Origin of the sequence: Kurthia sp. 11kri321 (genome assembly GCF_001534765.1) — a bacterium.
Classification (GTDB): Bacteria; Bacillota; Bacilli; order Bacillales_A; family Planococcaceae; genus Kurthia; species Kurthia gibsonii.
The window spans coordinates 2,411,774-2,424,708 of sequence record NZ_CP013217.1 but is presented as its reverse complement, the minus strand read 5'-3'; the positions used below and the strand labels follow the sequence as shown (position 1 = coordinate 2,424,708).

General features: G+C 41.1%; 12 protein-coding genes. 9 read left to right on the top strand and 3 right to left on the bottom strand.

The annotated features are described in order from the left end of the window. Positions 1-94: 94 nt before the first annotated feature. Positions 95-1,426, bottom strand: a complete 1,332-nt coding sequence (gene guaD, locus ASO14_RS12175) for a guanine deaminase (protein WP_068455711.1) — start codon at positions 1,424-1,426, stop codon at positions 95-97. Positions 1,427-1,983: 557 nt separating this feature from the next. Between guaD and ASO14_RS12170 the strand changes: the two genes are divergently transcribed. Beyond that, positions 1,984-3,231, top strand: coding sequence for an MFS transporter (locus ASO14_RS12170; protein WP_068455708.1), 1,248 nt, complete (start codon positions 1,984-1,986; stop codon positions 3,229-3,231). Between the two features lie 494 nt (positions 3,232-3,725). Beyond that, entirely contained in the window at positions 3,726-4,307 is a 582-nt protein-coding gene (locus ASO14_RS12165; protein ID WP_068455705.1) for a DUF1643 domain-containing protein, read from the top strand. A 9-nt stretch (positions 4,308-4,316) separates the two neighbouring features. Here ASO14_RS12165 and ASO14_RS12160 read toward each other — a convergent pair whose 3' ends face one another. Then, positions 4,317-4,796, bottom strand: a complete 480-nt coding sequence (locus ASO14_RS12160) for a GreA/GreB family elongation factor (protein WP_068455702.1) — start codon at positions 4,794-4,796, stop codon at positions 4,317-4,319. Positions 4,797-4,882: 86 nt separating this feature from the next. Here ASO14_RS12160 and ASO14_RS12155 point away from each other — a divergent pair, with 86 nt between their 5' ends. Then, complete coding sequence (locus ASO14_RS12155) at positions 4,883-5,911, top strand: helix-turn-helix transcriptional regulator (protein ID WP_068455699.1); 1,029 nt, start codon at positions 4,883-4,885, stop codon at positions 5,909-5,911. A 60-nt stretch (positions 5,912-5,971) separates the two neighbouring features. Next, positions 5,972-6,157 carry a DUF3955 domain-containing protein gene (locus ASO14_RS12150; RefSeq protein ID WP_068455695.1) on the top strand — a complete coding sequence of 62 codons (186 nt, stop codon included), beginning with the start codon at positions 5,972-5,974 and terminating at the stop codon, positions 6,155-6,157. A gap of 670 nt (positions 6,158-6,827) precedes the next feature. Here the strand turns inward: ASO14_RS12150 and ASO14_RS12145 are convergent. Next, positions 6,828-7,760, bottom strand: coding sequence for a LysR family transcriptional regulator (locus ASO14_RS12145; RefSeq protein WP_068455692.1), 933 nt, complete (start codon positions 7,758-7,760; stop codon positions 6,828-6,830). Between the two features lie 129 nt (positions 7,761-7,889). Here ASO14_RS12145 and ASO14_RS12140 point away from each other — a divergent pair, with 129 nt between their 5' ends. From ASO14_RS12140 to ASO14_RS12120, 5 genes are all read left to right on the top strand, one after another. Continuing rightward, entirely contained in the window at positions 7,890-8,147 is a 258-nt protein-coding gene (locus ASO14_RS12140) for a YhdT family protein (protein WP_068455689.1), read from the top strand. Further along, positions 8,147-9,592, top strand: coding sequence for a sodium/pantothenate symporter (gene panF / locus ASO14_RS12135; RefSeq protein WP_068455686.1), 1,446 nt, complete (start codon positions 8,147-8,149; stop codon positions 9,590-9,592). The genes ASO14_RS12140 and panF overlap by 1 nt, the downstream gene beginning before the upstream one ends. Positions 9,593-10,978: 1,386 nt before the next feature. Next, a complete protein-coding gene (locus tag ASO14_RS12130) occupies positions 10,979-11,596 on the top strand; it encodes a LysE family translocator (protein WP_068455683.1) in 618 nt (205 codons plus the stop codon). A gap of 119 nt (positions 11,597-11,715) precedes the next feature. Beyond that, entirely contained in the window at positions 11,716-12,327 is a 612-nt protein-coding gene (locus ASO14_RS12125) for a DUF1643 domain-containing protein (protein WP_068455680.1), read from the top strand. A gap of 68 nt (positions 12,328-12,395) precedes the next feature. Further along, positions 12,396-12,827 (top strand): universal stress protein, encoded by a 432-nt coding sequence (locus ASO14_RS12120; RefSeq protein WP_068457549.1) that lies wholly within the window; start codon positions 12,396-12,398, stop codon positions 12,825-12,827. Positions 12,828-12,935 lie beyond the last annotated feature (108 nt).

Sequence of the window (12,935 nt, the reverse complement as noted above, 5' to 3'; positions counted from 1 at the left end):
AATGTAAAAAATAGCTTATTAGTCTTTTTATAGGAATAAAAAATATATTTTAGAATATAAAAAACGCCCAATCTGAATCGATTGAGCGTTCAATTTATTTCTTGTGTACACATTCACCTTGAACAAATACTTGTTGAATATGTTCAGGTCGTGTTAAGTAGAGAATCTTTTGGAAGATGTCTTCGAGTGGTTCTGTCGCATCGAAAATTGGCAGTGACGTTGTATCAATCACCTGTGCGTCAAAACAGTAGCCTTCTTCTAGGCGTCCAATCGGCAGGCTTAATGATTCGCCGCCACCAGCTGTCGCGAGGTAGAACGCTTCATTCACTGTAATGCGGCTATCTTGTCGTCCGCGTACATGCGGCGCAAGGTCAGGGTTCACACCGTCCTCTAGCATACGTGAAGCCATAACAGCTTGACGAATATTATCATATAAGCTCGGTGAGAAGCCGCCCGATACGTCTGTTCCAAGACCAATCTCCACATTCTTCTCATGAAGATGTGCAACAGGTAGAACAGAATTCGCAAAGTACGCATTTGAAATCGGACAGTGTGCAATCGCCGTCCCTGTCTCAGCAAATAGGTCTGCATCTGCATCCTCTAAAAAGTTACTATGTGCCATAACCGACTTGTCGCGTAGTAGACCGAAGTCGTGCAGCGCGAACGCATCATTTTTTTGGAAACGATCTTTTACAAAACCATGCGCCCAGTCACTCTCGCTACAGTGCGATTGTACATGCGTATCATATTTTTTCGCGAGTTCGCCAAGTCCTTGAAGTGCCTCATCTGTACAGCTCGGAATAAAGCGTGGTGTCACAACAGGGTAAACGCCTTGTTTGACTGACTTCGCCAATTCTTTCACCGCGATAATGAATTCCTCCGTATCTTGTAGGGCCTCAGCAGTGGAAGCGTCACGATAAAAATCAGGATTTTCCTGTGCATCATCCATAACCACTTTCCCAACCAATCCACGTTGACCACGCTTTGCACAAATCTCAGCTAATTTATAGCTCGCCTCTTTATGAATTGACGCAAAATAGAGAACGGTCGTTGTCCCATTCGCTAAAAGCGTATCGACAAGATGTGTATACACCTTTTCTGCAAAATCAACATCTGAAAACTTCGCTTCAAGCGGGAATGTATATGTATTCAACCAATCATAAAGCGGCAAGTCGAGTGCTGTACCCGACTGTGCCCACTGCGGTGCATGCACATGCAAATCAATAAAGCCAGGAAGTAAAAATTGTCCTTCTGGTAATGTCGTAACAGGTATGCTTGCGTCTACTAAATGCGCTTCTTCAGGACGTAATACCTTCGCAATCATTCCTTGTTCATCAATGCAAAACAGATGATCTTTTAGTACCGCTACCTCCTTCAGTGAACGACTTGTAAATGCAGTCCCACGTACAATATGCGTATAATTCAATGTAAAAATCTCCTTAATGTTCGTAAATTAATAGATTTATTATATATTTTATTAGATAAGATGTCTATAGAATGTGAAAGACGGATGAAAAGAGGAGTGAGGTTGTGGGGGTGGTTTTGGGCCATTCGAGTGGTGAAAAGGGACATTCGTTGCTTGATTCGGGCCATTCATCCGATCAAACGGGCTATTCGAGGGCGGAAACAGTCCACTCGCTACTCGTTTTGGGCCATTCATCCGATCAAACGGGCCATTCGAGGACGGAAACGGTCCACTCGCCCAAAAGCCCTTAATTGCTCGCTTTTCGCACCTTCTTCAAGGCATTAGAGTAATAGAAAGGGACTTGAATTGACTAGGTTTGGGTGAATTCGAACATTCGGTTGGCGAAATGGGTCATTCGAATAAGTAGTTGGGTCATTCGCCCGATCAAACGGGACATTCGAGGGCGAAAACGGGTCACTCGCCCTAGAACCTCTCTAAATCAAACACTTTTTGACAATTTTTAACGATTTCAATATACTAATAGGGGTATGTAACTTAGAGAAAAAGAAGGTGCTGCTTTGAATAGTCAACAATACATAGAACACCCTGAAAAAGTAGAGAAGTTATATAAACGGACACTTTGGATTGTCGTATGTTCACAAATTTTCGGTGGGGCAGGTCTTGCGGCGGGAATTACAGTCGGTGCATTGCTCGCGCAAGATTTACTACAGACGAACGCTTTTGCTGGTCTACCGTCTGCTTTATTCACACTTGGTTCGGCGCTCGCAGCATTATGGGTGGGGCGTTTTTCAAATCGCTTCGGTCGTCGCATGGGGCTATCAACAGGCTTCATTGTCGGCGGACTAGGGGCAGTCGGAGTTGTCATTGCCGCGATTTTCGCAAATGTTTGGCTCTTATTCATCTCTTTATTCATTTACGGTGCAGGAACAGCGACGAATTTACAAGCGCGTTATGCGGGAACAGATTTAGCAACACCGAAGCAGCGAGGCACAGCAGTCAGTATCGCGATGGTATCGACAACGCTCGGTGCAGTAGCAGGACCAAACCTTGTTGAAGTGATGGGGGATTTTGCGACATCTATCGGTATTCCACCGCTCGCGGGTCCATTCATCTTATCGGCAGCAGCATTTTTAACAGCGGGGATTATTCTTTTTATTTTTTTACGTCCAGATCCATTTGTTATTGCGCTCCATTTAAATAAGAACAAACAAAAAACACAGACGATGGATGCGACTGAGCGAACAGAGAATAATCGGAAGGGTATTCGAATGGGTGCAGCGATTATGGTCATTAGCCAAATTATCATGGTAGCTATCATGACGATGACGCCGGTTCATATGGGACATCATGGACATAGTTTGCGTGCGATTGGTCTCGTGATTGGTTTTCATGTAGGCTCGATGTATTTACCATCTCTTTTTACAGGAGTACTAGTCGATAAAATCGGGCGTCCAGCAATGGCTGTAGCATCTGGTGTTACGCTATTAGTAGCAGGCATCGTTGCCGCCACGACTTCAGGTGATTCCATCGTCGTCTTAATTATTGCACTATCATTACTCGGTATTGGTTGGAACTTTGGTCTAATCAGTGGTACAGCGCTTATTGTTGATTCAACAGAGCCGATGACGCGAGCGAAAGTACAGGGATCAGTCGATGTTTTAATCGCCTTATCTGGTGCAGCAGGTGGTATGTTGTCGGGAATGGTTGTTGCAGGTACAAGTTATACTGTCCTAGCATTAAGTGGTGGATTATTAGCATTACTACTCATCCCCATCGTTATCTCTACGCGTACTTTAAAAGCATAGATGATTTTAGACTGAACTCATTTTGATGGGTTCGGTTTTTTGAGTTTGAATTGACTAGTCTGGTGTGAATTCGAACATTCGGTTGGCAAAATGGGTCACTCGGAGAAGGAGTTGGGTCACTCGCTACTCGTTTTGGGGCATTCGCCCGATCAAATTGGCCATTCGAGGACGAAAACGGTTCATTCGCCCCAAAGTCTAAATTGCTCGCTTTTCGCACCTTCTTCAAGGCATTAGAGTAATAGAAAGGGACTTGAGTTGACTAGGTTTGTGTGAATTCGAACATTTGGTTGGCAAAATGGGTCACTCGTAGAAGTGTTTGGGTCACTCGCTGTTCGTTTCGGGGCATTCGCCCGATCAAATGGGCCATTCGAGGACGAAAACGGTTCATTCATCCAAAGAAACAGGTCATCTGTTGAAGGAACATTTAGAGAAAGTTGTCTACCCATAGTATTCCATATATTTGATATAATAAATAGAAAAAGGAGTGTGTGGAAATGGCGAGGTATCCCCAAAATACATTTGTAGATTCAATTGAGCGTGATGTCATTCGGATTGATGGAGAGCGGCATCTGCTTCGTTATGTTTTAACATTGGATAATATGGAGAGTGAATCAGAAAAGACAGCGACAGTTGTGCATTTGCATCCGATGGGAGCGGAGCAGCAATATTCCGATGCGATGACGAATCAGATGGTACGATTTTTAAGTAAAGAGGACTTTCAAAGTATATCGTTTGTGACGCTTTTTCCCTATCATGTGCCGACTGCTACACAGCTACGAGAATTAATTGTTGATCCGAGGTTGGAAGAAGTGATGGAGAAAAATCGACGTTTTATTCATGAGCGATTGATGAATAGCGACGTATTTGTACTTGCGTGGGGGGATCGTCCATATTACATCCCGAATCGCCAATTTGATGAGGCTTTTCAATATGTGATGCATCTCATTCAAATGTGGCAAAAAGAAAAGAATGTTTATGTTTTTCGCTATAGCCATGCACCTTCATTTACGAAAAACGGACAGCCCGATACACCGCAAAAAAAAGTAATTGAAGGTATATTACCTATTCATACATAAAAAAATCTATTAGTTTAATTGAGGTCTAATATCGAGAATTTTTACGCGATGTTCAAATCCGTTCTGTACAAAAATGAAACGCTCATTTATTTTTCGTTTTAAAATCGCCTGTGCAAGTTCTGTCGTATAGGAAAGATGATTCTTCTGTAAATCACCTTCACCATATCCGACGATTGTATATTGATATAATTCTTCTTCGTTAAATTGAAGTGTGACAATCGTGCCCACGTGGACTTCGTTCGGTAGTCGCTTTTGATAGGCAGGAGAATCTTCGATGATTTTAGCTCGCTGTATGACTTCTTCAATTTGTTGAAGCGTTTTTTGAATTTCTTTATATTTTAAAAACTCCTCTGTTAAATTATCTGAACTATGATCCATTTGAATCGCTTGATTTAACAAATCATATTGCTCTTTTTTAGAAAATTGTAGGGTTTCATATTTTACTTGAAGTTGTTCAAATGTTTTTTTAGAAAACCAATACGTATCCATTTCGCCACATCCTTATTCGCTTTGTTACACTCATCATATAAAATAGCATGTGCATTTTTTTACACACTTGAAAGGAATTTAGAAAAATGTTACCAACTAAAAATAAATTATTTCTGACATACTATGTATTAAAGCAGTATTCTAATAAAGAAAATCCTATGAATGCAACGGAAGTAGCTAAAAAAGTTCAGGAAGTATTCGAACTTGAAAAAGCACCAAATCGACGTACAATTTACGATCATTTCGAGGATTTAGAGTTAATTTCAGAGGTATATGAACAGACTGTCTCGTTTCGTTTAGTACGAACGCCGAATCGAAAAGTGTATATAGAATCAACGATTTCATCTGGTGAGGCGCATTTACTGAGTGATGCCGTTGCGACTTCACGCTTTATCGATTTAGAGCAGAGTCGAAGTTTAATTCAAAAGCTTGGAGTCGTTGTCGGACAGAATTTGAAGAACTTTTTTGAACCGCGTCTTCATTTTAAAGCAACAGATAAAAAAGAGTATAATGAACAATTATTTCAAAATATCGACGTCTTAACAGAAGCGATTAAAAAAGGAAAAAAAGTGACGTTACAATATTTAAAATATGACGTGAATAAACAGCTTGTACCAAGTCGACCAGACGAAAATAATGGCTATAAAAAAATTCGTCCATACTATTTAATCTGGCAAATCAATAAATACTATCTCATGTATTATTATGATGATAGTACATCGCCGCGTTTCATGCGCGTGGATAAAATGCGTGATGTAACGATGATTGATGAAGCAGTTGGTGAGTTGAAAGATATTCCGAATTTATCAGACTACACGCGAAATCAAGCATACATGTTTGGTGGAATGCCTGAATATATTCGATTCCGCTGCAAGATGTATAGCATCGGTCAAGTAATCGACTTCTTCGGTGAAGATGTCACAATCAAACCAATTGATGAAGAATATTTCCAAGTCGAAGTGTATACGTCATGCGAGAGTATTAAGTTTTGGCTCATGCAATATATTTCTTCAATCGATCAAATCGAACCATTAAAGTTAGCTGTGGAAATCGAAGAAATGTTAGAAGATGGGCTACGCCGCAACCGTGTAAAACAGAAAGAAACTTTTCTATAAAATAGAAGTCTATATAGAGGAATAACAAAATACATTGGAGCAATCTCTATATGAAAAAATATGCATTACCTTTTAGGTGCATTAAGTTTTTTAACTTTCAATTTAATCGGATCACGAGTAGCGACTGATGGACCATTACAAGAGCCGTTCTTTTTGATTCCAATCGGTTTTATGCTTTTATTCATCGGCATTATTTGGATAGCATTGCGCTTCATTATGAGTAAAAATCAAAAAGTAAATATATAAATTTAAAATGAGACTTCGTATCAAAGGCGAGGTCTCATTTTTGATTAGTCTGGTTGAAAGGGACAAAACCGCGCGCGAAAGGGAATCCCCGCCATTGAAAGGGACAAATGGTCGCGCGAAAGGGAATCGCCGCCACTGAAAGGGACAAATGGTCGCGCGAAAGGGAATTCCGGTCGTTGAAAGGGACAAATGGTCGCGCGAAAGGGAATTCCGGTCGTTGAAAGGGACAAATCGACGCGCGAAAGGGAATCCCGGCAATTGAAAGGGACAAATCCGCGCGCGAAAGGGAATCCCGGCAATTGAAAGGGACAACTTCACGCGCGAAAGGGAATCCCGGAAATTGAAAGGGACAAATCCGCGCGCAAAAGGGAATCATCGCCGTTGAAAGGGACAAATCTACGCGCGAAAGGGAATCATCGCTATTGAAAGGGACAAAACCACGCGCGAAAGGGAATCCCGGCAATTGAAAGGGACAAAACCACGCGCGAAAGGGAATCTCAGCAATTGAAAGGGACAAAACCACGCGCGAAAGGGAATCTCAGCAATTGAAAGGGACAAATCCACGCGCGAAAGGGAAACCTCGCCGTTGAAAGGGAAACGTCGCCCTCGAATGTACCAACTTCCAATCTCACCTGCCACCTTGGAAAACTTTTACTTAACCGAAACTTAACTACAATGAAGTTTCGGTTAAGTTGGGTTGTTGTTCTTGGAAATCTTTCTTCAAACGATAAGCAAATTCTTTCATCAACTGTGTTTCATGGCGATTGGATTTTGTCACAATCCCGAATGAATGCGTTGTTGGAATCTCTGTTAAAAAGTCGATTTTCACAGAAGACATATCTTGCATGAATCGTTGTGAATGATTAAAGGTTAAGTCGAGTCCGATTGTGTATGCTTTATTCTCTTCCACATATTGCTGAACGATATGCGGATTGTTCACACTAATGACGATATCATTTCGTCCGAAGACGCGCTTCATCTCATTCATCGTCGCAATCACGATTTTATCGTCGAATAGAATGACAGGCTGTTCACCAAGTTCTTCCGTCACAACCTTGCCTCCTTGAATGACAGGGGAATCTTTATGTGCGACAATGAACACCTCACAGTCTTGAATCTTCGTGAAGGCGAGGTCAGGGTATTTTTCTAAGTCTTCATGGTTGTAAACAGCGAGTGCAATATCGACTTTTTCGCTTTTCAATTCTTCCAACATCGTCTGTGAGTTTTGTTCACGAATTTGAATGTTGATGTCAGGATAGATGGATTTCATCTGCTGCGCTGTCGCAAAAAGTTGGAAGAACGGTCCTGGAATGGATGCGACCTTTAATGTGCCCGTCAATTTATTTTGTAACACTTCAGCAGATTCATATAAATCGTCGAGTGCGAATAAGATTTTTTTTGCCTGCGCCACAATAATGCGCCCTTCTTTTGTGATCGTCGAACCTGTACGATTGCGCTGAAATAATGTAAGTCCAAGTTCCGCTTCAATCTTGTTCAAACCTTGACTGAGTGCAGACAAGGTAATATGTAGATGTTCGGCTGCGTCCTTTAACGTTCCGAATTTTTCTACGGTTACAATGTATTTTAATTGTTCAAATGTCATTGAAAACCACCCCTTAGTTTAAGAATACTGAATTAATGTTAATTATAATGAAATTTACATTAACTAAAAAGTTATTTACACTAAATTGAGAGAAAACGTTTTCCATTTTCAAAAAAGGAGTGTTTCCACATGAAAAATAATCGATATCGCATTGCGAATCGAGAAGCATTAATGGGGATTGGACTTGTGATCGTCAACTTCGCTATCTGGTACGGTTTTGCGTATGGGCTTGGTAGTGGCGATCCAGAAAAATATACATATGTTCTCGGTTTCCCAGCATGGTTCTTCTATAGTTGTATCGCAGGAACTGTGTTTATGATTATCCTAATTTATTTTGTAATCAAGTTCTTCTTTAAAGAGGTTGATTTTGAGGAGGAAGAAGAATAATGCAGTGGTCGGTCATTCTACCATTAGCCATTTTCGTTATTATCATTTTTGGAATTGGTTTTTGGTCAAATAAATTTGTTACAAAATCAGATTCGTTCCTATCTGAATATTTCTTAGGTGGACGTGAAATGGGCGGGTTCCTACTAGCCATGACGATGATGGCGACATATGGAAGTGCTTCATCTTTCATTAGTGGTCCAGGTGTTGCCTATAATACAGGACTTGGTTGGGTGTTGCTTGCACTTGCACAACTGCCAGCAGGTTATTTTGTTTTAATGATTTTAGGGAAAAAATTTGCGATTGTTACACGCAAATTCAAATCAATTACACTCATCGACTTTTTACGTGCACGCTACAACAGTAACGCCGTCGTTATTTTATCAGCAATCAGCATTATTATTTTCTTATTCGCTTCGATGGTCGCACAGTGGGTAGGGGGCGCACGTCTAATTGAGTCGCTAACTGGTATGAAATATACAACAGCGCTATTCATTTTCGCAGTTGTCGTGTTAGTCTATGTGGTCATCGGTGGTTTCCGAGCAGTTGCATTAACGGATGCATTACAAGGAACGATCATGGTCATTGGTACAATCATTCTATTAGTCGGCGTAGTCATCGCAGGCGGCGGGATTGACAATATTATGAGTGATTTAGTAAAAGAAAATGCGGAACTCGTATCGCCATTCGGTGTCGGTCATGCCTACTCACCAGCCTACGTGTCGTCCTTCTGGATACTTGTCGGTGTCGGTGTTATTGGTCTACCGCAAATCGCTGTACGTGCGATGAGTTATAAAAATTCACGCGGTATGCATCGTGCCATCTTAATTGGTACAATTGGAATCGCAACCATCATGTTCGGCATGCACTTAGTTGGGATTTTCGGTCGCGCTGTTTTACCAGGAATCGAGCTAGGCGATAAAGTGATGCCAGCTTTAACGATGAATGTCTTACCGCCATTCGTCGCAGGAATTGTACTTGCTGCACCAATGGCAGCGATTATGTCGACGGTCAATGCACTACTCATGATGGTTAGTTCGACAATCGTAAAAGATATTTATCTACATTACATTAAGCCTGATTCAAGTGATGAACATGTGAAAAAGACGAGTTTCATCATTACAGCAGTTGTAGGGATTTTAGTCGTGATTATGTCACTAAATCCACCAGAAATTATTGTCTGGTTAAATCTATTCGCATTCGGTGGACTGGAAGCTGTATTCGTATGGCCAATCGTTCTCGGTCTCTATTGGAAAAAGGCGAATAAGTTCGGTGCGATGGCTTCCATGCTTGTCGGAGTCGTTCTCTATATCGCCATTACCCAATTCTCACCAAATATCTTTGGCGTACACAGCATTACATTCCCAATTGTATGTGGTCTGATTACATTCGTAATTGTCAGCCTACTTACACATCACAAAATCAAAGAAGCACCACAATATATTTAATAGTTGAAGCAGTATGCGATTTTGCATGCTGCTTTTTTGCGCGAGTGCTCCGTTTTCGCCCTTGAATGTCCCGTTTGGACGAGCGAGTGCCCCAACAGCTTCATCGAATGCCCCGTTTTGCCGGTCGAATGTTCGAATTCACCCTAGTTTAGTCAATTGAAGTCCTTTTGAATCACTCAAAAGCCTTGAAGAAAGTACGGAGAGGGAGCAATTTAGTCTTTTTGCGCGAGTGACCCATTTTCGCCCTCGAATGTCCCATTTGGACGGGCGAATGACCCGAATTGAATAGCGAGTGACCCAAGTTCTTCAGCGAGTGCCCCGTTTTGTCGGTCGAATGTTCGAATTCACCCTAGTCTAGTCAATTGAAGTCCCTCTTAGATTACTCAAAAGCCTTGAAGAAAGTACGGAGAGGGAGCAATTTAGTCTTTTTGCGCGAATGACCCATTTTCGCCCTTGAATGTCCCGTTTGGACGGGTGAATGTCCCGAATCAGATAGCGAGTGCCCTAATTTCATCACCGCTGAAAGGGAATCGCCGCCGAAAGGGACAAATCCACGCGCGAAAGGGAATCGCCGCCATTGAAAGGGACAAATCCACGCGCGAAAGGGAATCCCCGCCATTGAAAGGGACAAATCCACGCGCGAAAGGGAATCCCCGCCATTGAAAGGGACAAATCCACGCGCGAAAGGGAATCGCCGCCATTGAAAGGGACAAATCCACGCGCGAAAGGGAATCGCCGCCATTGAAAGGGACAAATCCACGCGCGAAAGGGAATCGCCGCCATTGAAAGGGACAAATCCACGCGCGAAAGGGAATCCCCGCCATTGAAAGGGACAAAACCGCGCGCGAAAGGGAATCGCTGTCGTTGAAAGGGACAAATGCACGCGCGAAAGGGAATCGCCACCGTTGAAAGGGACAAATGCACGCGCGAAAGGGAATTGCCACCGTTGAAAGGGAATTGCCACCGTTGAAAGGGAATCGCCACCGTTGAAAGGGACAAATCCGTGCGCGAAAGGGAATCGTCGCCGTTGAAAGAGACAAATGCACGCGCGAAAGGGAATCGCCACCGTTGAAAGGGACAAATCCGTGCGCGAAAGGGAATCGTCGCCATTGAAAGGGACAAACTCGCGCGCGAAAGGGAATCGCTGTCGTTGAAAGGGACAAATGCACGCGCGAAAGGGAATCGCTGTCGTTGAAAGGGACAAATGCACGCGCGAAAGGGAATCGCTGCCGTTGAAAGGGAATCACCGCTCTCCGAAAGGAGCATATTTCACGTTTTACCATGCTAAAACGTTATCAAACTAACAAGTGAACTACTTTTCTCAAATAGCGTTTTGCTCGAAAAATATATGGTATGATGATGAAAAAAAAAGAAGGAGTGTTGGAAATGGCGATCCTTGGGACATTTTTATTGATGTCTTTTTTACTCATAATTTTGCCGGGACCAGACTCTAGTTTGGTCATTCAAAATTCGATTATGTATGGACAAAAAGCAGGTTTTAAGACCGTTATGGGATCAGTTTCGGGTTTACTTATTCATACAAGTGCTGCAGTTCTTGGATTATCGGCTCTACTAATGCAGTCGGCAACATTATTTACTATATTAAAATACATAGGTGCAGCTTATTTAATTTATATCGGTTTTAGCGCTCTACGCACATTAAAAAATCCGCCGACAGAGGAAGAAATCGTCGTAAAAGGGAAAGAAAAATCCTTTTTCTTACAAGGCTTCATTACATGTGCATCTAACCCGAAAGTAGCTGTATTCTTTTTAACGTTCTTGCCACAATTTGTGCAGCCAAATTATAACCATATGTTACAGTTTGCAGTGATGGGAATCATCTATGCGATGATGACGATTATTTGGTTTTTATTATATGTTTATTTAATTGATGTGTTTTCGAAATGGCTCAAAAGACCAACTGTACAAAAGTCAATTCAAGGCTGTACAGGCATCGTCTTATTACTATTTGGTCTTCGCTTAGCATTAGAAAAAACAAATTAAGTCCTCAAATAACTATTGAGGTCTTTTTTTTATGGGTATAGGAAAGAGATGTAGTAAAAAAGTAAGTAGTGTTTTGGCGAATATTGTATAATTCATTTTATAAAGGGGGAATGCTCTATATGAAGAAAGTGGCGTTGAATGTGGGAGAATATCAAGGGGTTACGTATTATTCAGATAATGAAGAAGAACGATATCTTTTAAAAGCTATTCGTGATCCAGAAGTGGATAAGTCTGTTACAGTTATTATGTTAAATCCAACAACGACAGAAGAAGCATTAGCAGATCCTGTTGTACAAAAAGTTATCCACTATTTTCCTAATAAAGCAGGTAAAGTTAATATTGTTAATTTATTCCCTTTTCAAGAAAATCATATTCATCAACTAGATGAACACATGAAGGGGCAGAATATGCGCGATTTTAGTATTATTAAACAAAATTTGCATATGATTAAATTAGCAATTAAAGACGCCGATGAAATTATTTTAGCCTGGGGGAGCTTACCAGATGGTTTTTCTGAGGCACACTATCATACATGTATTCGTGATATTGTTCATCTAATTCGTGTGTTTCATAAGACTAATCACTGTTATGTTTTTGAGATTGAGGGACAGAAATCTTTACTGACATGGGACAATCATCCGCATCATCCAAGAGAAGGAAAAATTAAAGGTTTACAACATGTGTCTGAACTTTGGATAGAAGATGGTTACTTAGTACTTCGTTTTCAATAGAATAGCTGTTTTTCGTGGTAAAAAATGTTAAAATGAATACATTAATTTAAGGAGGAGATCGTGTGACTATGTATAAAAATATTATTATCGCAATGGATGGCTCCGAAAATGCAAAGAAAGCACTAGATCGTGCAGTAGTACTTGCCAAAATGAATAAAGCAAAACTGTATATCGTGAATATAATTGATACACGTACATGGGCGAACATTGAAGCGCATAATGCAGAGAAGCTTCAACAAGAGGCAGAGGTATTCTCAAAAAGTTTAATGGATAGTTATAATGAAGCAGAACTAGCAGACATTGAAGATGTAAATATTATTGTGGAAGCAGGTTCTCCAAGAACAATGATTACACATGAGATTTCTCGTCGTGTAAACGCAGATTTAATTATTTGTGGAGCATCTGGACTTAGCAAGACAGCTCGTTTTCTTTTAGGAAGCGTTTCAGAAAATATTGTTCGCACAGCAGAATGTGACGTATTAGTTATACGTCATCAGTGAAGAAAGAGGCCATTAATCAGCCTCTTTTTTTTGAACCTTAACGCTCATTTTATTCCATAAATTAGTTGTTTTAATATGAATTAAGTACTATAATATGGAAAAAAGATC